Below are 21,877 nucleotides of genomic sequence, written 5' to 3' on the forward strand. Positions count from 1 at the left end.
CAATGTTCGGTGCGCGCCCATGCCCTCCCATGGCATCTGTTCTGAATCAGGCGCTGCGCGGGATATTGGTCGGTATCGGTCCTATGGTGTCAAGGCCAATTTAATACAAAAACAAATGTTGGTATTACCTCTTTGCCTGACCCGTGCTGCCAAAGCGCTGGAAAACGAGCGCAAAAAGGGGTGTCGCCGAACCGCAACAGGTCCGGCGAAACCGCATCTACAGCGAAATGGGTAAGGTCAGGCGATGCGGGGAGCGAGGATTCGCATCAGCGCCTCGCAGCCTGCCGCATCGCCAGCGTCGAAGCGTGCGCGCAGGGGGCTGTCGAGATCGAGCACGCCGAGCAGTTCGCCTTGGTGGACGATCGGCACGACCAGCTCGGAGCGGCTGGCGGCGTCGCAGGCGATGTGGCCGGGAAAGGCATGGACGTCCTCGACCAGCTGCGTCTCCCGCGTCGCCGCGGCAGCACCGCACACGCCCTTGCCGAACGGGATGCGGATACAGGCGGCCTTGCCCTGGAAGGGGCCCAGCACCAGCTCGTCCTTCACGTTGCGGTAGAAGCCCGCCCAGTTGAGATCGGGCAGATATTGGCCGATCAGCGCGGAGACGTTCGCCATGTTGGCGATCGCGTCCGGCTCGTCAGCGGTCAGCGAATCGAGAGCGGCGGCGAGGTCGCGATAGAGCTCGGCCTTGGTGTCGGCGGTGATGTCGAAGCTGTACATGGCCGCGATGTAGGAGATCGCGGCGCTGGGTGCGAGGGGGCTTGCTCCACGACCGTCATTCCGGCGAAAGCCGGAATCCATTGGGGGCTCCGCCATGTTTCCTGCTGCGGCCGAGTGGCGAATGGATCCCGTCTTTCGCCGGGATGACGGCTAAACTGGTCGTGGCGGCCCTCAGTCGAAGCTGACCTTGCCGCGCCCGGCCTTCACCGCTGATCGCCCCTTCTTCGCATCCACCCTGCGCGCCTTGGCCGCCTTGCTCGGCTTGGTCTTGATCCGCTTGGCCTGGCGCTCATGGGCCTTGTCGATCAGCTCGGACAGGCGCTGGCGGGCGTCGGTGCGGTTGGCGTCCTGGGTGCGGTATTGCCGCGCGGTGATCAGCAGCTCGCCGGCCGAGGTCATCCGCGTGCCGGCGAGTTCCTTGAGCCGTTCATAGGCATAGGGCGAAAGCCCCAGCTTGAAGACGTCCACCCGCAGTTGCACCGCGGTCGCCACCTTGTTGACGTTCTGCCCGCCGGGTCCGGTCGCGGCGAGGAACTTCTCCTCGAGGATCGCCGCGTCGGGGATCTCAGCCATGCGCCGGTCGGCCGAAGCCGATATGGTGGAAGCGCGCGGGCAAAGGCGCGTCGCCGTGCACGTCGGGCTTGCCCGGGCGCGGCACGGTGATCGACTGGGCGTGGAGCATCAGCGCCGGGCCGCGCCGGCCGTACACGGGGTCGCCGACGATCGGAATGCCGATGCCTTCCAGCGCATGGACGCGGATCTGGTGGGTGCGGCCGGTCTCGGGATAGAAGGCGACCAGCGCGCGGCCGTCATGGACTTCCATCCGCTTCCAGCGGGTGCGCGCGGACTTGCCCTTGGGATCGTGCGTCATCCGCCAACCTTCTTCGATCGTCGAGACCTTGCCGAGCGGCAGGTCGATCTCGCCGCTTTCGGTTTCGGGCACGCCGTCGAGGATGGCGACATAGCGCTTGGTGACCTGGCCGGCCTCGAACGCCTGGCCGAAACGCTTCATCGCCTTGGGATTGCGCGCGAGCAGCAGGCAGCCGCTGGTATCGCGGTCGAGCCGGTGGACGGGGACGGGCAGCCGCTCGAAGCCGAAGGTCAGCTGCTCGAGCAGATCCTCCAGGCTCTCGCTGCGGTCGCGCGGGCGATCGACGGGCAGGCCCGCCGGCTTGTCGATGATCAGCGCTTCGCCGTCGATGAAGAGTACCCGGTCCTTGAACATGGGCGGGATATAGCGCGCCGGACGAAATGCGCGAGCCCGGATACGAAAACGGCCGGAGCAGGGGGCGCTCCGGCCGTTCTGGGGGCTGCGCGCTACGCTACCGGCGCAGTCCTCGGGGTCACGCCTTCAGCTTGGCCGCGGTCTCGGCGACGCGGCGGCCCTGGTAGCGCGCGCCTTCCAGCTCGACATCGCTCGGCAGGCGGCTGCCGTCGCCATCGGCGATGGTGCTGGCGCCGTACGGGGTGCCGCCCTTCACTTCGTCGACACCCATCTGGCCCTGGAAGCCATAGTCGAGGCCGACGATGGTCATGCCGAAGTGCAGCAGGTTCGTCAGGATCGAGAACAGCGTGGTTTCCTGGCCGCCATGCTGCGAGGCGGTCGAGGTGAAGGCAGCGCCGACCTTGCCGTTCAGCTGGCCCTGGAACCACACGCCGCCGGCCTTGTCCCAGAATGCCGCCATCTGGCTGGCCATACGGCCGAAGCGGGTCGGCGCGCCGACGATGATGCCGTCATACTGGGCGAGCTGGTTGGGATCGTCGAACAGCGGGTGGCTGTCGTCGACGCGGAAGCCGGCGGCCTGCGCGACTTCGGCCGGCGCGGTCTCGGCGACGCGGCGCACGTCCACTTCCGCACCGGCGCTGCGTGCGCCCTCGGCGACGGCATCGGCCATCTTCGCGAGGTGGCCATAGGACGAATAGTAGAGAACGAGGATCTTGGTCATGGCAGTAACTCCCTGTGCGGGTGGAAAGGGCGGGGCGCAGACGCCCGCTTATTCGGAATCGACGAGAACGATCTCGGCGTCTTGAACGGCGGTGATGGTAACGGTCCGGCCGCCCGAAAGCGCCGCGCCGTCACGGGCGTTCACCGCATCTCCGTCAACGGTGATCGCACCGGCGGCGGGGACGAGATAGGCATGGCGACCTTCGCCGACGCTATGCGTGACGCTTTCGCCAGCCTTCAGCGTGGCGCCCAGCACGCGCGCATTGGCGCGGATCGGCAGCGCGTCCTTGTCGTCGGCAAACCCGGAGGCCAGCGCGACGAACCGGCCCGAGCGATCGCCCTTGGGGAAGGGCTTGGCGCCCCAGCTCGGCTGGCCGCCGGCCTCGCGCGGCAGGATCCAGATCTGGAAGATCCGGGTCGCCTCCGGCTCGAGGTTGTATTCCGCGTGGCGCACGCCGCTGCCCGCGCTCATCACCTGCACGTCGCCCGCCTCGGTGCGGCCCTTGTTGCCCATCGAGTCCTGGTGGGTGATCGCACCCGAGCGGACATAGGTGATGATTTCCATGTTCTGGTGCGGGTGCGGCGGGAAGCCCGAATTGGGAGCGATCTCGTCGTCGTTCCACACTCGAAGCGCGCCCCAGCCCATGCGGGACGGGTCGTAATAGTCGGCGAAACTGAAATGGTGCTTGGCCTTGAGCCAGCCGTGATCGGCGCCACCCAGGCTTTCGAAACTGCGTTTGTCGATCATCGCTGATCTCCTTGTGGGTTGCCGCCAAAATAGGCATCGGCATCAGCGCGTAAACGGAAACGTTGGAAACTGATCGTTTCGTGATATGGCTTCGCCCGAGCAGGAGACGCGGGGATGAAGCTACCGGATTTCGAGGCCTGGGCGGTGTTCGCCAGCGTGGTCGAGCACCGCTCGTTCAGCGGCGCGGCGCTGGCGCTCGGCGTATCGAAGGCGACCGTGTCCAAGGCGATCACCCGGCTGGAGGAGCGGCTGGGCACGGCGCTGTTCCACCGCACGTCGCGGCGGCTGACGCTCACCGACAGCGGCCAACAGCTGGCCGAGCATGCCCAGCGCATCCTGGAGGACGGGCAGTCGGCGGAGGAGGCAGCGTTCGAATCGGCCAGCGCGCCCTCGGGCGTGGTGCGGCTGGCGGCGCCGCTGACCTTCGGGTCGCGGCATCTCTCCGGGCTGATCGCCGAGTTCATGATCGCGCACCCGCAGATCAAGGTGGAACTGACCCTCTCCGACGCGTTTGTCGACATCGTCGGCGAGGGGATCGACGTCGCGATCCGCATCGCCGAGCTGCCCGACAGTTCGCTGCGCGCGCGACGGCTGGGGCCGGTAAACATCCATGTCGTCGCCGCGCCCGGCTATTTCGAGCGGGCGGGGCGCCCGCAGCACCCGGCCGACCTCGCCCGCCATGCCTGCTTCGTCTACACCAACACCGCGACGCCGGGCGTGTGGCGCTTCAAGAAGGCGGGCGGCGAGGAAGCGGCGGTGCGCGTCGACGGGCCGCTGCGCACCGATAATGGCGAGGCGATGCTGCCCGCCTTGTGCGCGGGCCTGGGCATTGCGCGATTGCCGGGCTTTCTGGTCGATACCGAAATCGCCGCCGGCCGGCTGGAGCCGGTGCTGACCGACTGGGTCGCAGGTGCGGTGGGGCTCCATCTCGTCACCCCGCCGGGATCGCGCCGGCCGGTGCGGGTGGAAGCGCTGATCGCTTTTCTCACGGAGCGCTTGCGCAGCATCTGCGTTCGGGCTGCGTGAAGCGCCTCGTACCCGATGCTGCCGATGCGCGGTTCATCCGCCGCGTCCTGATCCTTCTCACCGTCGGCGCGGTGGTGGTGGCGCTGGTGCGCGCCGCCGACCTGCTGATCCTAACCTTCGGTGCGGTGCTGGGGGCGGTGGTGATCCGCGCCATCGCCGATCGCTATACGCAGCTCGGTGTGCCGAGACGCTGGTCGGTGGTGAGCGCAATGCTGACGGTACTCGCCGCGATCGCTTTCCTCGTCTGGCTGTTCGCGGTCCAGTTCGGCCCGCAGGTCGAGGCGCTGGTCCGTTCGATCCCGCAGCTGGTCACGCGCATGAAGGTCTGGGCGCAGGAGAGTCCCGTGGCCGCGAAGCTCTACGATGCTGCCGAGGCGGCCTTTGCGGGTTCGCGAGTCGCACGCGATGCCAGCGGCTTTGCGCTGGGCTCGTTCGAGCTGTTCCTCAACGCCCTGCTGCTGCTGGTCGGCGCGCTGTTCATGGCCGCCGATCCGGGCGTCTATCTGCGCGGGCTGCTGCTGCTCGTGCCCAAGGGCGACACGCGCGACGCCGTTGCCGATGCGCTGGCAGACGTGGGTACCACGCTGCGGCTGTGGCTGCGCACCCAGCTGATCCTGATGACCAGCATGGGCCTGCTCGTCGGGCTCGGGCTTTGGATCGCCGGGGTGCCCTCGCCCGCAGCGCTGGGGCTGCTGGCGGGCCTCAGCGAGTTCATCCCCTATGTGGGGCCTACCGCGGCGATGCTGCCGGCGCTGGGCCTCGCCGCGACCGGCGGGCCGGGCGCGCTGATCGGCTGCCTGCTGGTCTTTGCCGGCGTGCGAATCGTCCAGACCAACTTCCTCACCCCCTTCGTGCAGAGCCGGGTGATCGCGATCCCGCCCGCAGTCACGCTGTTCGCAATCATCGGTATCGGATTCGTCTTCGGGCTGTTCGGCCTGTTCTTCTCTGCCGCGCTGCTGGTGGTGATCTTCACGCTGGTGCGCAGCCTGTATCTGCGCGAGGTTCTGGGCGAGGAGATCGAGCCGCGACCGTACGATTCCACATCTAGGTCCGAACCGGATGCGTAGATTCCACGGGGCTTGCGGAACCACCCGACTTACGAGAAATTAACCTTTCGGCTTCATTGACGCTTAGGTTAATGAAGCGTCCAGCGCGTCGGGCATCGGGGCTACGTCGTGTGGTGTGGACAGGGGAACCGGCAATGCGCGTGCTGCTGATCGAAGACGAGCCTAGCACAGCCAAGGCGATCGAACTGATCCTTTCGGGCGAAGGGTTCAACGTCTACACGACCGACCTGGGCGAGGAAGGTTTGGACCTCGCCAAGCTGTATGACTACGACATCATCCTGCTCGACCTCAACCTGCCGGACATGCACGGCTATGACGTGCTGAAGAAGGTGCGCACCGCGCGGGTGCAGACCCCAGTGCTGATCCTCTCGGGCATCAGCGAGATGGATTCGAAGGTGCGCTCGTTCGGCTTCGGCGCCGATGATTACGTCACCAAGCCCTTCCACCGCGAAGAGCTGGTCGCCCGCATCCACGCCGTGGTGCGCCGCTCCAAGGGCCATTCGCAGTCGGTCATCCGCACCGGCAAGCTGGCGGTGAACCTGGACGCCAAGACCGTCGAGGTCGACGGCGCCCGTGTGCATCTGACCGGCAAGGAATATGCGATGCTGGAGCTGCTTTCGCTCCGCAAGGGCACCACGTTGACCAAGGAGATGTTCCTCAACCATCTCTATGGCGGCATGGACGAGCCCGAACTCAAGATCATCGACGTCTTCATCTGCAAGCTGCGCAAGAAGCTTAGCATGGCCTGCGAAGGCGACAATTATATCGAGACCGTCTGGGGCCGCGGCTATGTGCTGCGCGAGCCGGACGAGGGCATGCAGGCGGACAGCCAGGTCGCCTGATCTTCCCGAGATCCCGCAGGGGCAGGGCCGTCGTCACCTTCGCGTGGCGGCGGCCTTTTCGTTTCGGGCTGGTGGGCGGACGGCGGATCGGCCACGCTGGCCGGATGCGGGAATCCAGTGATCCATTCGCTTCGCCGAAAGGCTTCAGCATCGGCGCGCGCCTGAAGAGCTTTCGCTACGCGATCCGGGGGCTGCGCGTGCTGCTGCGTGAGGAGCATAATGCGCGGGTGCATCTGGCGGCGTCGCTTTGCGTGGTAGTGGCCGGCGCCGCGCTGCGGCTGGCGGTCGCCGAATGGCGCTGGCTTTTCCTTGCGGTCGCGCTGGTCTGGCTGGCGGAAGCGTTCAACACCGCGATCGAGGATCTCTGCGACCGGATCTGCCCGGACTTCGACCCCGCGATCGGCCGGATCAAGGATCTGGCTGCGGGCGGGGTCTTGGTGGCATCGCTCGCGGCGGCAGCAATTGGGCTGTTGACGCTGGGGCCGCCGTTGTTGCGGGCGCTACTGTGAAAGCCCCTCCCCTCCAGGGGAGGGGCTTTTGCTTGCTTCACCTGCGCCGCGCTGCTGCGTGGTGTTCGGCCCGTGCCAGTAGCGCGAGCAGATCCTCGCGGCTGACGTCGAAAGCTTCGCCGGCTTCCGCCAGCGCCGCGTCGATGTCCTCCGGCAGCAGCCCCGGCGCGGGTGGGGCCGGGGGCACGCGGTGCGGGTAGCTATGCCCGGTCACGCGATGGACGAGCAGCCCGCACAGCGTCAGCAGCACGGCATTGACGCCGATCGGCACCAGCACGAACCCCAGCCCCTGCGACAATATCGCCGGTGCCAGCACCGGCAGCAACACCGTGCCGCCGCCCGGCGGGTGGAGGCTGCGGGTCAGCGACATGACGAGGATTGCCAACCCTACCGCGACGCCCGCCGCGAGCGCGCCGTGCCCCAGCCACTGCGCAACCGCCAATCCGACCAGCGCCGAGACGACGTTCCCGCCAATCACCCGCCAGGGCTGCGCCAGCGGGCTCGACGGCACCGCGAACACCAGCACCGCCGAGGCGCCGATCGGTGCCGCTAGCAGGATAGCGGTAGTCCGGTCGAAGCCGGCCAGCGCCGATACCCACGCCGTGACCCCGATGCCGATCGCGCCGCCCAGCGCCGCACCGATCCGGTCGCGCCACTGCGCGCCGGCCATGACCAATCGGAACATCGCGCTTAGGGCTTCGCCCCCCAGGCGCGGCGGCCGCCCACCCAGGTTTCGACCACCTTGGTGTCGCGCAGCTCGGCGGGCGAGACGGTCAGCGGATCGCGATCGAGGATCAGGAAGTCGGCCCAGAGCCCGGGTGCCAGGCGGCCGATCTTGTCGTCCGCGAAACTGGCATAGGCCGCGCCGATGGTGAAGCCGGCCCAGCCTTCCTCGCGGGTCAGCTTCTCTTCGGGCCGCCAGCCGCCCGGCGGATTGCCGCTCGCGTCCTGCCGGGTGAAGCTCGCCGCCCAGCCGGCCCAGGGGTCGGGGCTCTCGACCGGATAGTCGGAGCCGAACGCGATCCGCGTCCCGTCGCGCAGCATCGTCCGCCAGGCATAGGCGCCGGCGAGCCGGTCCGGCCCCAGCCGTGCTTCGGCCATGGTGCGGTCGCTGGTCTGGTGGACCGGCTGCATCGAGGCGATCGCGCCCAGCTTGGCGAAGCGCGGTAGGTCCTTGGGATCGATGACCTGGGCATGCTCGATCCGCCAGCGGCGGTCGCCCTTGTAGGTTTCGGAGAGGATCTCGATCGCGTCCAGCACCTGCTGGTTGGCGCGGTCGCCGATCGCGTGGACGGCGAGCTGGAAATTGTCCATCGCGCCGCGTGCCATCAGGTTGAGCAGCTGGTCGTCGGTGAGGAAACCCAGTCCCTTGTTGCCCGGCGCGTCGCTGTAGTCGGCCTTGAGCCAGGCGCCACGCGAGCCGAGCGCGCCATCGGCATAGAGCTTGATGCCGCCCATCCGCAGCCGGTCGCCATAGAGCCAGGGGGTCGGCCCGGCGCCCGCCACGCGCAGCGCGGTGTCCACGCCGTGGGCATAGCTCAGGATGCGCAGGTGTAGCTGGCCGATATCGGCCATACCGCGCATCGTCTCCCAGTCGTCGATCGTCGTGCCCATGTCAGCCGTCGCGGTGATGCCGAGCGAGAGCAGCTTCTGCTGTGCCGCGAGGAAGGCGGCGTTGCGCTCGCGTGGCGTGGGCTGCGGCACCACCTTGGCGACCAGTTCGGTCGCGGCGTCGACCAGCACGCCGGTGGGGCGGCCGCTGGCGTCGCGCTCGATGCGGCCGCCGGCGGGGTCCTTGGTCGCGGCGGTGATGCCGGCGAGTTCGAGCGCCTTGCTGTTCGCCCAGCCGGCATGGCCGTCGACCCGCTCCAGCCACACCGGGCGATCGCTCACCGCGCGGTCGAGATCGACGGCGGTGGGGAAGCGACCGAGCTTCCAGGCTTCCTGGTTCCAGCCGCGGCCGAGGACCCATTTCGCGCGGCTCTTGCCCGCATAGTCGCCGATGCGGGCGAGCGCGTCGTCGAGGCTGGTGGTGGCCGAAAGATCGAGCTGTAGCTGCTGGAAGCCCAGCCCCATGAAATGGCCATGCGCGTCGATCATGCCCGGCACGATCGTCGCCCCCTTCAGATCAAGCCGCCAGACCAGCTTCTTCGGCCGCTTCTGCCCCTTGGCATAGAGTGCGACCACCTTGCCATAGGGATCGATCTGCAGCGCCTCGAAGCGCACCACCGCGCCCTTGGCATCGAGCGTGATGCCGTTGACATTGTCAACGATTCCATCGGCATTGGCGGCGGGCGCGAGCAGCAGGGCGGTGGCGGCGGCAAGCCGCTTGAGGCGCGTAAACATGGGTCCGGGCATAGGGCCTGTTCCCCTGCCGCGCCAGATGGTCTAGGCGGACAGGATCATGGCTACCAAAGCAGCAAACGCGCCCGCCTCGCTCCCCGTGTCGATCGACGATGTTCGTGCGGCGGCCCAGCGAATTTCGGGCGCGGTGGTGCGGACGCCGACGCTGCACAGCCGCACGCTCTCGCAGCTGACCGGCACGAACGTGTACCTCAAGTTCGAGAATCTCCAGTTCACCGCCGCCTACAAGGAACGCGGCGCGCTCAACACGCTGCTGCAGCTGGACGCCGAAGCGCGCGCCAAGGGCGTGATCGCGGCCTCGGCCGGCAACCATGCGCAGGGCCTCGCCTATCACGCGACGCGGCTGGGCATCCCCAGCACGATCGTGATGCCCAAGAACACGCCGATCGTGAAGGTCACCCAGACCGAAGGGCACGGCGCCAATGTCGTGCTCCACGGCGAGACCTTCGACGCCGCCTATGCCCATTCTCGGGAATTGGAGGCGGAGCGCGGCTTCACCTTCATCCATCCGTTCGACGATCCGCGGGTGATCGCCGGCCAGGGCACCGCGACGCTCGAACTGCTCGAGGACGTGCCCGGCATCGACACGCTGGTCGTGCCGATCGGCGGCGGCGGGCTGATCTCGGGCGCATCGGTCGTCGCCAAGGCACAGGACCGGCCGATCGAAGTGCTGGGCGTCCAGGCCGAGCTCTACCCCTCGATGTACAACCGCGTGCACCACACCGAGATGCCGTGCGCGGGCGACACCCTCGCCGAAGGCATCGCGGTGAAATATCCGGGCAACGTCACGGCGAAGATCGTCGAGGCGCTGGTCGACGACATCGTGCTGGTCGGCGAGCGCCGGCTGGAAGAGGCAGTGAGCCTGCTGCTCCAGATCGAGAAGACGGTGGTCGAAGGGGCAGGGGCCGCCGGCCTCGCCGCGCTCCTCTCCGAGCCCGAGCGCTTCAAGGGCAAGACCGTTGGCACCATCCTGTGCGGCGGCAATATCGACACGCGCCTGCTCGCCAATGTGCTGCTGCGCGACCTCGCCCGCTCGGGCCGGCTCGCGCGCCTGCGCATCCGCCTGCAGGATCGCCCGGGCGCGCTGTTCCATGTCGCGCGGATCTTCCACGAGCAGGGCGTCAACATCATCGAGGTCTATCACCAGCGCGTGTTCACCTCGCTGCCCGCCAAGGGCCTGGTAACCGACATCGAGTGCGAGACGCGCGACCGCAACCATCTCGATCGGCTGATCACCGCGCTGCGCCGCGCGCAATATGAAGTGAGCATGGTCGAGTCCGCCTGATGCGCACGCTGTTTTCGACCCTGCTGTACCAGCAGCCGCTGGGCAACGAGGCGCTGGTCGCCGATCTTGAAGCCTCGTGCCTGCAACTGGCCGAGGACGATAGCGCCGGCCGGCGCTGGTGCCGCGAGAACCACTATCGCGGCTATACCAGCTATGCCTCGCTCGACGACCTGCCGATCCGCGACCCAGCCTTCGCGGACCTGAAGCGGTTGCTCGACAAGCATGTTGCCAAGTTCGCCGAAGCGTGCGCGTTCGATCTCGGCGGGCGCAAGCTCAAGCTCGACAGCCTGTGGGTCAACGTGCTCGACGGCAAGGGCGGGCACGGCGCGCACATCCATCCGCACAGCGTGGTGTCGGGCACCGTTTATGTGGCGCTGCCGCCGGGCGCGCGCGGGCTCAAGCTCGAGGACCCGCGGCTGGCGATGATGATGGCCGCGCCGACGCGGCGGCCCGATGCGCCGGAATCGCTCCAGCCCTTCATCGAAGTGGTGCCGGAGGTCGGGACCGTGCTGCTCTGGGAAAGCTGGCTGCGCCACGAAGTCCCGCCGGGAAATGGCAAGGACAAGCGGATCAGCGTCAGCTTCAACTATCGCTGGTAATGCGCTCCAGCGACGCGACCTGCATCACCGGCCGCACGGGCTTGGCGTGATGCGGCGCGGTGGCGTGGGCGACGAACGCCACGCAGGTGCCGAGGGCGGCACCGATGAGTAGACAACGCGAAATAGCCATGGACGGACTCCTCAAATCACACAGGATCCACGATCCATTATAGTGAAGACCGTGCTTACCATGGGGTATCCCCGCGCTTTTACGGTGCCCGCAGGTGACGTCTGGCCGGATCGCCCCTATGTTGCGGGCCAATGGCTAAGAACAGAACAAGCGCAGGGTTGCCGACGCGGCAGCAGATTCTCGATTTCATCGCATCGTCCGACACGCCCGCCGGCAAGCGCGAGATCGCCAAGGCGTTCGGGCTGAGCGCGCAGGACAAGATCCTGCTCAAGGCGCTCCTCAAGGACATGAGCGACGAGGGGCTGATCGACGTCGCCCCCGGCCGCGCCTTCCACAAGATGGGCGGGCTGCCCAAGGTGACCGTACTGCGGATCACCGACGCCGATGGCGACACCACCTGGGCGGTGCCCGAGCGCTGGGAAGCCGAGCATGTCCCCGCGCCGCGGCTGCGCGTCCGCGAGCTGCGCGGCAAGCGCTCGGCGCTGGGCGTGGGCGACCGCATCCTCGCGCGCACCGAAGAGGCCGGCAACGGCTGGATCGCGCATCCGATGAAGCAGCTTGCCCGCGGCGAGGAACTGATGCTCGGCGTGCTCCACGAAGAGGGCGGCAAGCTTTGGCTGCAGGGCGTGGAGAAGAAGGAGCGGCGCAGCTGGCCGGTCTCCGACGCCGGCGGCGCCGAAGTGGGCGACCTGGTGCTGGCGGAAAAGGCCGGCCGTCCGCCGCGGATTACCGCGCGGGTGGTCGAGCGCCTCGGCGATCCGTTCGCGCCGCGCAGCTTCTCGCTGATCGCTATCCACCGCCACGGCATCCCCAATGTCTTCTCCGAGGAACTGCTCGAAGAGGCTGAGCGCGTCGCGAAGCAGCCGCTGGGCGAGGGGCGCGAGGATCTGCGCCACCTGCCGATCGTCGCGATCGATCCCGCCGATGCGCGCGACCATGACGATGCCGTCTGGGCGACCCCCGACGACGACCCCGCCAACGAGGGCGGCTGGAAGGCGATCGTCGCGATTGCCGACGTGTCCTTCTACGTCCGCCCCGGTTCGGAGCTCGATCGCGAGGCGCGCAAGCGGGGCAATTCGGTCTATTTCCCCGATCGCGTCGTGCCGATGCTGCCGGAGGTGCTGTCGGCCGACGTCTGCTCGCTCAAGGAAGACGTGGATCGTGCTGCGCTGGCCTGCCATCTGCAGGTGACCAGGAGCGGCGCGCTCAAGAGCTGGCGCTTCACCCGGGCGGTGGTGCGGCTGGCGGCGAACATCGCCTATGAGGACGCGCAGGCGGCGATCGACGGCGAACTGGAGAACCCGCTGACCGAGACGGCGCTGCGGCCGCTCTGGGACTGCTGGCACGCGCTCAACGCTGCGCGCGACAAGCGCGAGCCGCTGGACCTGGACCTGCCCGAGCGCCGCATCGTGCTCGACGAGAAGGGCCGCATCCTCTCGGTCGCGCCGCGCGAGCGGCTCGATGCGCACAAGCTGATCGAGGATTACATGATCGCCGCGAACGTCGCCGCCGCCAAGGCGCTGGAGGGGAAGAAGACGCCGGTGATGTACCGCATCCACGAGCCCCCGGCGCGCGAGAAGCTCACTGCGCTGAAGGAATATCTCAAGACCTTCGACATCGAGTTCGCGCTCGGCCAGGTGATCCGCCCGGCCACGTTCAACCGCATCCTCGACCGCGTCGGCGAGGAGGAGTTCCGTCCGCAGGTGATGGAGCAGGTGCTGCGCACCCAGACCCAGGCCTATTACGGCCCGGAGAATGTCGGCCATTTCGGCCTCGCACTCGGCTCCTACGCGCACTTCACCTCGCCGATCCGCCGCTACGCCGATCTGGTCGTCCACCGCGCGCTGGTCGACGCCTATCGGCTCGGGCCGGGTGGGCTGACGGCGGAGGAAGCCGGCAGCATGGACCGGATCGGCCAGTCGATCAGCCAGCTCGAACGCCGCGCGATGGAGGCCGAGCGCGAGACAATCGACCGCTATGTCGCCGCCTATCTCGCCGCGCATATCGGCGAGGTGATGGAGGCGCGGATCACCGGCGTGCAGAATTTCGGCTTCTTCGCCACCGTCGAGGGCGTCGGCGGCGATGGCCTTGTCGCCGCGCGCGACCTGGGTGCCGAGTATTTTCACTTCGACGAGGCGGGCAAAAGGCTGGTCGGCGAGCATAGTGGCGAGGCATTCACCCTCGGCCAGCGGATCGAGCTGCGGCTGGTCGAGGCGAACCCCGTCTCGGGCGCGCTGCGCTTCGAGCTGCCCGACGGTAAGGGATCGGCAGGCGGCCCGCAGCGCACCGGCCGGCCGGGCAAGGGGGCGCCCAAGCGGGTGATCCAGCGCCGCGGCCGCCCGGGTAACATCCGCCACAACGGGCGCAAGCGCTGAGGCGAGGCGCTGCCGGGGCGGCTGCCTGGCAGCGCTGTCCAAAAACCGTGCAAAGCCGGAACGGGCGCGCTACAAGCTGGCATAGAGAGCATGTTGCAGTGCCGGAATGACGTTTGTCCGCGAGGGAGTGAGAATGGCCGGCCGTCCGACGATCAAGGAAGTCTCGAAGATCGCCGGCGTGTCGTTCAAGACCGTCTCCCGTGTGCTCAACAACGAAAAACATGTCAGCGAAGAGACGCGGCGGCGCGTCGAGGAAGTGGTGGCACAGCTCAACTTCCGGCCCAGCCATGCCGCGCGCACGCTGGCCGGGCGGCGCTCGTTCCAGGTCGCGTTGCTCTACGATAATCCCAGCCCCTATTATGTCTTCCACATCCAGTCGGGCGCGCTGGAGCGCTGCCACGAGCTTGGCTATCGCCTGTTGATGCAGCCGATCGACAGCAGCGCGCCGGACATGGTGCCCGACGTGATGGCGCTGGTCGACGAGGCGCATCTCGACGGGCTGATCCTCTCCCCGCCGCTGACCGAGATGCCCGAGCTGCTCGAGGCGCTGGACAAGCGCAAGCTGCCCTATGTCCGCATCGCGCCGGGGCTGCGCAAGGACCATGGGCTGGCGACGACGATGGACGACGTCGCGGCGGCGCGGGAGATCACGCGGCACCTGCTCCAGCTCGGTCATCGCAGGATTGCCTTCGCGCGCGGGCCGGAAAGCCATGTCTCCTCGGCGGATCGCCTTGCCGGCTATCGCCAGGAACTGGAGGCACATGGGATCGCCTTTGATCCGGCGCTGGTGATCGCGGGCGACTATAGCTTCGCGTCGGGCGGTGCGGCGGCGCGGACGCTGTTCGCCCGCGATCCCCGGCCGACCGCGATCTTCGCCGGCAATGACGATATGGCCGCCGGCGCGTTGGCCGCCGCGCACGAGGCCGACATCGCGGTCCCCGAGGCGCTGTCGATCGCCGGGTTCGACGATTCGGATCTGGCACGCGCGGTCTGGCCGCCGCTCACCACCATCCGCCAGCCGGTGCGTGAACTCGCTTATGCCGCGGCGGACCTGATGTTGGCGGGGACGGCGGTAACGCCGCAGGTGATGCTGGAGCACGAGCTAATGGTCCGCGCCACCACCGGCCCCGCGCCCAAGGGCTGATTTGCGCTGAATCTCTCCCTGGCGGGGCAGGATTACGACCGGCGCTAAGCGGATCATCCCGCCCCGGGACGTCGTTAACCACGCTTGCCGCTGGTCGAAATCCTAAACGACGCGTTAACCTTGCGCCATGCAGCAGCCGTTCGCCCTACGCGGCACCCGCCGCCATCCGTTCCGCCGCCATGTGCGGCAGGTGGTCGCGCGCCAGCGCAAGGCGAGCGAGGACGGCGACGTGAAGCTCTTCGCGCTGAGCTTCACGGCCTTCTTCGTCTGCCTCTATACCTTCCTGCTATAGGTCCGATCCGCCTCGGCAGGCGTCGCGGCCGCGCGGGACATCGCCTTCCTTGTGCAGCTTGCGTGCGCACCAGGCCGAGGCCAGCGCCAGCACCGCCACCACCCATAGCGCATCCTCGACATTGACGCCCGGGATACGGGTGAAGCCGAAGATGCCCACCGACCCCAGCACCATCGCGCCGGAGTTGACGACGTTGTTCGCCGCCACGGTGCGCGCGGTCTGCGACTTTTCGACGGTGGTGGTCAGGAAGGCGTAGAGCGGCACGACGAACATGCCGCCGGTGGTGGCGATCATGATCAGGTCGCCCAGCGCATGCCACGCCGCCGGCATCTGGACGAAGTCCATCGTCTTGAGCAGCGGGCCTTCGTGGACCGGCCAATAATGGGCGGTGAAGTGGAAATCGATGACGAATACCGTCATCGCCAGCACCGAGGGCACGCAGTAGCGCGCGGAGACATTGCCCTTGAGCAGCTTGTTGATGATCACCGATCCGATCGCGATGCCGATCGAGAAGATGCCGAGGAACACGCTCGCGACGTCCTTCTGGGCGTGGAACACGTTCTTGACCAGCGGCGGGAACAGCACGCCGAGCACCGCCGCGATCGACCAGAACACGCTGATCGAGACGATCGCGAGGAACAGCCGGCGGATGTGCATCGTCGCCGAGATCAGCCGGGCCGAGGCGCGGAAGATGTTGAGGTCGATCTCCAGATGCGTCAGCGGCGGCGCGGGCGGGATCTGCAGCGAGGCGAGCCACCCGACCAGGGCGACGCCGATCACCGCGAAGGCGGCGGCATGCGCGCTGATCAGCCCGCCGGCGATGGTGCCGCACAGGATCGCGACATAGGTGCCCGCTTCGATCATGCCGGTGCCGCCCAGCACGTCGTCCTCGGCCAGATGCTGCGGGAGGACCGCGTACTTGATCGGCCCGAAGAAGGTGGAGTGCACCCCCATGCCGACCAGCGCGACCAGCATCAGCGGCAGGCTCTTCAGAAAGATGCCGGCGGCGCCAACCAGCATGATGCCGACCTCGGCCGCCTTGATGATCCGCATGATCTTGGCCTTGTCATGCGTATCGGCGAGCTGGCCGGCCAGTGCGGAGAAGAGGAAGAAGGGTAGGATGAAGATGCCGGTGGCGATCGCGCTGAACTGCGTCTCCTGCTCCACCGAGTTGAAAATCTGGTAGGTCGCGAAAAAGATCATCGCGTTCTTGAAGAGGTTATCGTTGAACGCTCCCAGGAACTGCGTGATGAAAAGGGGCAGGAACCGGCGCTCCTTCATGAGCCCGAGCGCACCGATCATTCGATAAAAGCTCCCCTGCTGCGGTCTTCCGCATGGTGAAGGGGCGGCATACCGGGGGGCGGGCGCGGCTTCAATCGATTAATCGGAACAGGATGGAGGGCAGGTGGAGAACGGGTTGAGAGAAGTCGCGATCGAGCCCGTAGCCGTGCCGGCGAGCCTGGCTGGGGCGGTGGCAGGGCGAGCCTGGTTCCGTGACCGCGTCGGCCAGTCGAGCTGCGCTGTCTATCGGCTGGCGCGGGCGGGGGAGGACGACCTCTATCTGAAGATGGCGGGGGCGGAGACGCTCTCGGACCTGGTCGACGAGATGGCGCGGCTGCGCTGGCTTGGCGGATACCTGCAGGTGCCCCCGCTGCACGGCTTCGCGCTGGAAGCGGGCCAAGGCTGGATGCTCACCGGCCGGCTGCCGGGTCGCACCGCCTATCAACTGCTGGAGGCGGATCCCGCCGCCGCCCCCGTGCTCGCCGGATCGCTGGCGCGGTTCCTGCGGCGACTGCACGCGATTCCCGTCGCGCGCTGCCCGTTCAACGCCGATCCTGCGTTGCGGCTGGCGGCGGCGAAGGATCGGATGGATGCCGGGCTGATCGAGGAAGACGAATTCGACGCGGCGCGGCTGGGCACGTCGGCGGGAGAGGTGTGGGACGAGATGCTCGCCGCCATGCCCGCCGCGTTCGACCGGGTGGTGACGCATGGCGACTTCTCGCTCGACAATCTGCTGATGGCGGACGGGGAGGTCACCGGCTGCATCGATCTGGGACGGGTCGGCATCGCCGATCGCTGGCAAGACCTGTCGATCCTTTGGCACAGCCTGGCGGAGTTCGGCGACGAGGCCGCCGGGGCGATGCTCCAAGCCTATGGAATCGCGGTTGATCCCGCCAGACTCGCCTTCCATCTCAGGCTCGACGAATTCTTCTGATCGCGCCTGCCTTTGGCCCTCCCGCTCGGCCAATGCCGGTGCTAGGGCTTTGCCGATGCTGACGTTGCCGAACATTCTCACCCTGTCGCGCATCTTCATGGTGCCGTTGCTGGTGGGGTTCCTGTGGTGGCCGCATTGGGCGCCAGGATATGCCATCGCCTTCGCGCTCTACTGCCTGATGGGCATCACCGATTATTTCGACGGCTATCTGGCGCGCGCGCAGGGGACCGTATCGAAGCTCGGCGTGTTCCTCGATCCGATCGCCGACAAGATCATGGTCGCCGCCGTCATCCTGATCCTGGTAGGCAAGGGGGTGATCGCCGACTGGCACATCATCGCCGCGCTGGTCATCCTCTTGCGCGAGATCGCCGTATCGGGGCTGCGCGAGTTTCTGGGCGGCATCCAGGTTTCGGTGCCGGTATCCCGTCTCGCCAAGTGGAAGACGACGCTGCAACTGGTGTCGCTGGGCGCGCTGATCCTTTCGGGTGCGGTGCCGAGCTGGGGCTGGGTACTGCTCGTGGGGATCACCACGCTGTGGGGTGCTGCGGTGCTGACAGCGATCACCGGCTGGGACTATCTCCGCGTCGGCCTGAGCCACATGGACAGCTGATGACCATTTCGATGCTCTATTTCGCCTGGGTGCGCGAGGCGGTAGGGACCGGCGAGGAGCAGGTCGATCCGCCCGGGGCGGTGCGCAACGTGGCGGATTTGATCGACTGGCTTTCGGAGCAGAGCGACGGCCATGCCGCCGCCTTCGCCGAACCCGCGAGGCTCCGCGCCGCGATCGACCAGCGCTTCGTGCCGCTCGATGCGCTGCTGGGCAATGCGCGCGAAGTCGCGATTTTCCCGCCGGTGACGGGCGGATGATCCGCGTCTCGGTCGATCCCGCGCCGATCGAGCTCGGCGTCGAAGTCGCCGCGCTGGAGGGGCGGGGCGCCGGCGGCGTCGCCACCTTCACCGGCGTGGTGCGGACCGACGACGGGGTCGAGGCGCTGGAGCTCGAACATTATCCTGGCATGACCGAGGCGGCGCTGTGTGCGCTGGCGGAGGCGGCGATCGATCGCTGGAACCTGCTCGGCGTCACAATCGTCCACCGCGTCGGGCGGATGACCGCGGGCGAGCGGATCGTGTTCGTCGGCACCGCGGCAGCGCACCGGCGCGAGGCGCTGGAGGCCTGCGCCTATTTGATCGACCGCCTCAAGACCGATGCGCCCTTCTGGAAGCGCGAATGGCTGGCGGGCGGCACGCGCTGGGTGGAACCTCGGACGACTGACGCGGAGGCGGCTGCGACCTGGGCATAGTTGTACAGGATATTCCATGATATTTGTACGCGCATGACCAAGCCGATGCACCTCAACGTCCGAGTCTCCGGCCCCTTGAGCGAATTCGTCGCCCGCAACGTTGGCGAGGACGGGCTGTACGAGAATGTCAGCGAGTATGTCCGCGACCTGATCCGCCGCGACAAGGAACGGGTCGAGCGCGAGATGTTCGAGACGCTGAAGGCCGAACTGCAGCGCGCCTTTGCCACGCCGGACGAGGCGTATGTCGAGGTTACGGCGGACGAGGTGATACAGCGCAACCGGGCGCGGCGCGCCAAACGATGAGCGTCTTCTGCGTCGAACCGACAGCCGATCAACGGCTCGACGAAATTTACGAGTTCACCGCGGATCTTTGGGGTGAACAGCAGGCGGATCTCTACATCCAGCGCCTTTTCGATCGGTTTGCCGCGATTGCCGCGAGGCGGGTCCCGTGGCGTGCACTGCCACCCGACTTCGGTGTGCCGCTCTATTTCGCGCGGGCCGAACACCACGTCGTGTATTGGCGTGAGCGGGCGGATCGTGCGATCGGCATCGTCACCATCCTCCACGAGCGCATGCACCAGCTGGAGCGGCTCCGCGCCGTCTGGGAGCCCTAGGTCCGCGCCGCCGTCAGCACGTCTGCGAGCAGCCTGAAATCACGCTCGCGCGGAGATGCCTTGCGCCAGACCAGTGCGATGTTGCGCGAGGCATTGGCCGAATCCAGCGGGCGCGCCTTGACCGAGGTGTGCTCGAGGATGCCGGCGTCCACCGCCATCTCCGGCAGCATCGTCACCCCCAGGCCATTGTCGACCATCTGCACCATGGTGTGGAGCGACGTGCCGAGCATCGTCGCCTCGGCGCGCACCTCGGGCCGGTTGCAGGCGGCCAGCGCATGGTCCTTCAGGCAATGGCCGTCTTCCAGCATCAGCAGCCGCGTCTCGTCGATCGCGTCGGGATGGATCGTCGCGGTCGGGTCCATCTCGCCGTCGCGGAAGGCGACGAACAGCCGGTCGTCGAACAGCCGGGCGCTCTCCACGTCGCCGCAGGAGAAGGGGAGGGCGAGCAGCACGCAATCGGTGCGGCCGTGGCTCAGCGCCTCGCAGGCCTGGCCGCTGGTCTCTTCGCGCAGATAGAGCTTGAGGTCGGGATATTGCTGGCGGAGCCGCGGCAGGATGCGCGGCAGCAGGAACGGCGCGATGGTGGGGATGACGCTCATCCGCATCTCCCCCGAAAGCGGGCGACCGGCGGCGCGGGCGAGATCGCCCAGTTCATCCGCCTCGCGCAGCACGCGGCGGGCCTTCTCCACGATCCGCTCGCCCAGCGGCGTGAAGCGGACCACCCGGCGGGTGCGCTCGACCAGCACCACGCCGATCAGCGTCTCCAGCTCGCGAATGCCGGCCGACAGAGTCGATTGGGTGACGAAGCACGCCTCCGCCGCACGGCCGAAATGGCCGGAATCATTGAGCGCCACCAGATATTGCAGCTGCTTGAGGGTAGGGAGGTAGGTTTGCGCCACTGATCGCCTCTCTCGATGGTCGAGCGGGTATATAGTGGCTGGATCGAACATGGGAAGCGAAAGCTCCCCTCCCGCGAGCGGGAGGGGAGAGGGCTCAGGCGGCAACAGCCTGAAGTTCTTCTTCCGGCAGGCGGATCATGTAGTCGAAGGCCGAGAGCGCCGCAGTCGAACCCGCGCCCATCGCGATGACGATCTGCTTGTACGGCACAGTGGTGCAGTCGCCCGCCGCGAAGATGCCGGGCTGGCTGGTCTCGCCGCGCGCATCGATCTCGATCTCGCCGCGCGTGGTGAGTGCCACCGCGTCCTTCAGCCATTCGGTGTTGGGCACCAGGCCGATCTGGACGAAGATGCCTTCCAGCGCGATGTCGTGCTCGACGCCGCTGTTGCGGTCCTTGTAGCTGAGGCCCGAGACCTTCTCGCCGTCGCCATTGACCTTGGTGGTCATCGCCGAGGTGAGGATCTTCACGTTGGGCAGGCTGGCGAGCTTGCGCTGCAGCACCGCGTCGGCGCGGAGCTGGCTGTCATATTCGATCAGCGTGACGTGCGCGACGATGCCGGCCAGGTCGATCGCGGCCTCGACACCCGAATTGCCGCCGCCGATCACCGCGACGCGCTTGCCCTTGAACAGCGGGCCGTCGCAGTGCGGGCAATAGGCCACGCCCTTGTTCTTGTATTCGTTCTCGCCCGGCACGTTCATCTGCCGCCAGCGTGCGCCGGTGGAGAGGATGATCGCCTTGGCCTTCAGGCTCGCGCCGTTGGCCAGCACGACCTCGTGCAGGCCGCCCTCGCGCTGTGCCGGGATCAGCTTTTCGGCACGCTGGAGGTTCATGACGTCGACGTCATAGTCCTTCACATGCTGCTCGAGCTGCGCGACCAGCTTGGGCCCTTCGGTGTGCGAGACCGAGATGAAATTCTCGATGCCCATGGTGTCGAGCACCTGGCCGCCGAAGCGCTCGGCCGCGACGCCGACGCGGATGCCCTTGCGCGCCGTGTAGATCGCGGCTGCAGCGCCGGCGGGGCCGCCGCCGATGATCAGCACCTCGAACGGGTCCTTCTGTTTGATCTTCTCGGCCGCGCGGGCTTCGGCGCCGGTATCGATCTTCGCGACGATCTGCTCCAGGTCCATCCGGCCCGAGGCGAAGGGTTCGCCGTTCAGGTACACGGTCGGCACGGCCATGACCTTGCGGCCCTCGACCTCTTCCTTGAACAGCGCGCCGTCGATCGCCGTGTGGCGGATATTGGGGTTGAGCACCGCCATCAGGTTCAGCGCCTGCACCACGTCCGGGCAGTTCTGGCACGACAGCGAGAAATAGGTCTCGAAGCTGAACTCGCCCTTGATGTTGCGGACCTGCTCGATCAGTTCCTGTGCCGCCTTGCTCGGGTGGCCCCCGACCTGGAGCAGGGCGAGCACCAGCGAGGTGAACTCATGCCCCATCGGGATGCCGGCGAAGCGCACGCCGAGTTCGGTGCCCTTGCGGCGGATCATGAAGCTGGGCTTGCGGCGGTCGTCGGCGTGGACGAGGTCGATCTTGTCGGAAAGCGCGGCGATGGCCGCCAGCAGCTCGCCCAGCTCGCGCGACTTGGCGTCGTCGCCCAGGCTGGCGACGAGCTCGATCGGCTCGCGGATGTTCACGAGATAGCCCTTGAGCTGCTGCGTCAGAGTGGCGTCGAGCATGGGAAAACTCCTGTGTGTCTCACTAAAACGGCCCGGAGCGGAGGGGGGATCCGCTCCGGGCCGCGAACGGCGCCCGCAAGGGGGGGGCAGGGGCAGGCGCCGTAACCTTTGCTCCTCTCCTTATAGG

General features: G+C 67.4%; 26 protein-coding genes. 15 read left to right on the top strand and 11 right to left on the bottom strand.

Features of this window, described 5'->3' with window-relative positions:
• Positions 1-237: 237 nt before the first annotated feature.
• The 5 genes from CA234_RS10245 to CA234_RS10265 all read right to left on the bottom strand — a co-directional run bounded on the left by CA234_RS10245 (position 238) and on the right by CA234_RS10265 (position 3,413).
• Positions 238-720: a GAF domain-containing protein gene (locus CA234_RS10245; RefSeq protein WP_125976606.1), complete on the bottom strand. Its 483-nt coding sequence runs from the start codon at positions 718-720 to the stop codon at positions 238-240.
• 171 nt (positions 721-891) lie between these two features.
• On the bottom strand, positions 892-1,293 hold the full coding sequence (gene arfB / locus CA234_RS10250) for an alternative ribosome rescue aminoacyl-tRNA hydrolase ArfB (RefSeq protein ID WP_125976537.1): 402 nt from the start codon (positions 1,291-1,293) through the stop codon (positions 892-894).
• Positions 1,286-1,945, bottom strand: coding sequence for an RNA pseudouridine synthase (locus CA234_RS10255; protein WP_125976539.1), 660 nt, complete (start codon positions 1,943-1,945; stop codon positions 1,286-1,288). The genes arfB and CA234_RS10255 overlap by 8 nt, the downstream gene beginning before the upstream one ends.
• A gap of 118 nt (positions 1,946-2,063) precedes the next feature.
• Positions 2,064-2,666, bottom strand: coding sequence for an NAD(P)H:quinone oxidoreductase (gene wrbA / locus CA234_RS10260; RefSeq protein ID WP_125976541.1), 603 nt, complete (start codon positions 2,664-2,666; stop codon positions 2,064-2,066).
• A 48-nt stretch (positions 2,667-2,714) separates the two neighbouring features.
• Entirely contained in the window at positions 2,715-3,413 is a 699-nt protein-coding gene (locus CA234_RS10265) for a pirin family protein (RefSeq protein ID WP_125976543.1), read from the bottom strand.
• A gap of 114 nt (positions 3,414-3,527) precedes the next feature.
• Between CA234_RS10265 and CA234_RS10270 the strand changes: the two genes are divergently transcribed.
• The 4 genes from CA234_RS10270 (at position 3,528) to CA234_RS10285 (ending at position 6,857) form a co-directional block, all read left to right on the top strand.
• Positions 3,528-4,439: a LysR family transcriptional regulator gene (locus CA234_RS10270; protein WP_125976545.1), complete on the top strand. Its 912-nt coding sequence runs from the start codon at positions 3,528-3,530 to the stop codon at positions 4,437-4,439.
• Complete coding sequence (locus tag CA234_RS10275; RefSeq protein ID WP_125976547.1) at positions 4,436-5,506, top strand: AI-2E family transporter; 1,071 nt, start codon at positions 4,436-4,438, stop codon at positions 5,504-5,506. The genes CA234_RS10270 and CA234_RS10275 overlap by 4 nt, the downstream gene beginning before the upstream one ends.
• 134 nt (positions 5,507-5,640) lie before the next feature.
• Complete coding sequence (locus CA234_RS10280) at positions 5,641-6,348, top strand: response regulator transcription factor (RefSeq protein ID WP_125976549.1); 708 nt, start codon at positions 5,641-5,643, stop codon at positions 6,346-6,348.
• A 71-nt stretch (positions 6,349-6,419) separates the two neighbouring features.
• Complete coding sequence (locus tag CA234_RS10285; protein WP_241213437.1) at positions 6,420-6,857, top strand: diacylglycerol kinase family protein; 438 nt, start codon at positions 6,420-6,422, stop codon at positions 6,855-6,857.
• Positions 6,858-6,894: 37 nt separating this feature from the next.
• Here the strand turns inward: CA234_RS10285 and CA234_RS10290 are convergent, their stop codons facing one another.
• Positions 6,895-7,542, bottom strand: coding sequence for an HPP family protein (locus tag CA234_RS10290; protein ID WP_164521772.1), 648 nt, complete (start codon positions 7,540-7,542; stop codon positions 6,895-6,897).
• A 5-nt stretch (positions 7,543-7,547) separates the two neighbouring features.
• The gene (locus CA234_RS10295; RefSeq protein ID WP_126001627.1) at positions 7,548-9,203 is read right to left on the bottom strand and encodes an amidohydrolase; all 1,656 of its coding nucleotides are present in this window, start codon (positions 9,201-9,203) and stop codon (positions 7,548-7,550) included.
• A gap of 58 nt (positions 9,204-9,261) precedes the next feature.
• Here CA234_RS10295 and CA234_RS10300 point away from each other — a divergent pair, with 58 nt between their 5' ends.
• Together CA234_RS10300 and CA234_RS10305 are read left to right on the top strand one after the other, a co-directional pair.
• Positions 9,262-10,506: a threonine ammonia-lyase gene (locus CA234_RS10300; protein ID WP_125976553.1), complete on the top strand. Its 1,245-nt coding sequence runs from the start codon at positions 9,262-9,264 to the stop codon at positions 10,504-10,506.
• On the top strand, positions 10,506-11,105 hold the full coding sequence (locus tag CA234_RS10305; RefSeq protein ID WP_125976555.1) for a TIGR02466 family protein: 600 nt from the start codon (positions 10,506-10,508) through the stop codon (positions 11,103-11,105). The genes CA234_RS10300 and CA234_RS10305 overlap by 1 nt, the downstream gene beginning before the upstream one ends.
• Here CA234_RS10305 and CA234_RS24330 read toward each other — a convergent pair.
• Positions 11,089-11,235 carry a hypothetical protein gene (locus tag CA234_RS24330; protein WP_164521773.1) on the bottom strand — a complete coding sequence of 49 codons (147 nt, stop codon included), beginning with the start codon at positions 11,233-11,235 and terminating at the stop codon, positions 11,089-11,091. The genes CA234_RS10305 and CA234_RS24330 overlap by 17 nt on opposite strands.
• Positions 11,236-11,366: 131 nt before the next feature.
• Here CA234_RS24330 and rnr point away from each other — a divergent pair, with 131 nt between their 5' ends.
• The 3 genes from rnr to CA234_RS24335 all read left to right on the top strand — a co-directional run bounded on the left by rnr (position 11,367) and on the right by CA234_RS24335 (position 15,046).
• On the top strand, positions 11,367-13,610 hold the full coding sequence (gene rnr / locus CA234_RS10310) for a ribonuclease R (RefSeq protein WP_126001628.1): 2,244 nt from the start codon (positions 11,367-11,369) through the stop codon (positions 13,608-13,610).
• A 133-nt stretch (positions 13,611-13,743) separates the two neighbouring features.
• Positions 13,744-14,754: a LacI family DNA-binding transcriptional regulator gene (locus CA234_RS10315; protein ID WP_126001630.1), complete on the top strand. Its 1,011-nt coding sequence runs from the start codon at positions 13,744-13,746 to the stop codon at positions 14,752-14,754.
• A gap of 127 nt (positions 14,755-14,881) precedes the next feature.
• Positions 14,882-15,046 carry a hypothetical protein gene (locus CA234_RS24335; RefSeq protein WP_164521774.1) on the top strand — a complete coding sequence of 55 codons (165 nt, stop codon included), beginning with the start codon at positions 14,882-14,884 and terminating at the stop codon, positions 15,044-15,046.
• On the opposite strand, the gene CA234_RS10320 is transcribed toward CA234_RS24335, so the two are convergent.
• Positions 15,041-16,348 (bottom strand): MFS transporter, encoded by a 1,308-nt coding sequence (locus CA234_RS10320; protein ID WP_126001631.1) that lies wholly within the window; start codon positions 16,346-16,348, stop codon positions 15,041-15,043. The genes CA234_RS24335 and CA234_RS10320 overlap by 6 nt on opposite strands.
• A 115-nt stretch (positions 16,349-16,463) precedes the next feature.
• Here CA234_RS10320 and CA234_RS10325 point away from each other — a divergent pair, with 115 nt between their 5' ends.
• The 6 genes from CA234_RS10325 to CA234_RS10350 are packed head-to-tail and all read left to right on the top strand — an operon-like array spanning position 16,464 to position 19,176.
• Entirely contained in the window at positions 16,464-17,261 is a 798-nt protein-coding gene (locus CA234_RS10325; RefSeq protein WP_206431163.1) for an APH(3') family aminoglycoside O-phosphotransferase, read from the top strand.
• Positions 17,262-17,316: 55 nt separating this feature from the next.
• On the top strand, positions 17,317-17,871 hold the full coding sequence (gene pgsA, locus CA234_RS10330) for a CDP-diacylglycerol--glycerol-3-phosphate 3-phosphatidyltransferase (RefSeq protein WP_126001633.1): 555 nt from the start codon (positions 17,317-17,319) through the stop codon (positions 17,869-17,871).
• Positions 17,871-18,128: a molybdopterin converting factor subunit 1 gene (gene moaD / locus CA234_RS10335; protein ID WP_126001635.1), complete on the top strand. Its 258-nt coding sequence runs from the start codon at positions 17,871-17,873 to the stop codon at positions 18,126-18,128. Before pgsA ends, moaD begins: the two co-directional genes overlap by 1 nt.
• Complete coding sequence (locus CA234_RS10340; protein ID WP_126001636.1) at positions 18,125-18,562, top strand: molybdenum cofactor biosynthesis protein MoaE; 438 nt, start codon at positions 18,125-18,127, stop codon at positions 18,560-18,562. The genes moaD and CA234_RS10340 overlap by 4 nt, the downstream gene beginning before the upstream one ends.
• A gap of 33 nt (positions 18,563-18,595) precedes the next feature.
• A complete protein-coding gene (locus tag CA234_RS10345) occupies positions 18,596-18,865 on the top strand; it encodes an addiction module antitoxin (RefSeq protein WP_125976569.1) in 270 nt (89 codons plus the stop codon).
• Positions 18,862-19,176 carry a type II toxin-antitoxin system RelE/ParE family toxin gene (locus CA234_RS10350; RefSeq protein WP_125976571.1) on the top strand — a complete coding sequence of 105 codons (315 nt, stop codon included), beginning with the start codon at positions 18,862-18,864 and terminating at the stop codon, positions 19,174-19,176. Before CA234_RS10345 ends, CA234_RS10350 begins: the two co-directional genes overlap by 4 nt.
• Here CA234_RS10350 and CA234_RS10355 read toward each other — a convergent pair.
• Together CA234_RS10355 and ahpF are read right to left on the bottom strand one after the other, a co-directional pair.
• Entirely contained in the window at positions 19,173-20,075 is a 903-nt protein-coding gene (locus CA234_RS10355) for a hydrogen peroxide-inducible genes activator (RefSeq protein WP_241213438.1), read from the bottom strand. The two genes, CA234_RS10350 and CA234_RS10355, sit on opposite strands and share 4 nt — an antisense overlap.
• Positions 20,076-20,169: 94 nt before the next feature.
• On the bottom strand, positions 20,170-21,750 hold the full coding sequence (ahpF, locus tag CA234_RS10360; protein WP_126001638.1) for an alkyl hydroperoxide reductase subunit F: 1,581 nt from the start codon (positions 21,748-21,750) through the stop codon (positions 20,170-20,172).
• Between the last annotated feature and the right edge of the window lie 127 nt (positions 21,751-21,877).

Origin of the sequence: Sphingomonas sp. ABOLE (assembly GCF_003950455.1) — a bacterium.
In the GTDB taxonomy this organism is placed as follows: Bacteria; Pseudomonadota; Alphaproteobacteria; order Sphingomonadales; family Sphingomonadaceae; genus Sphingomonas; species Sphingomonas trueperi.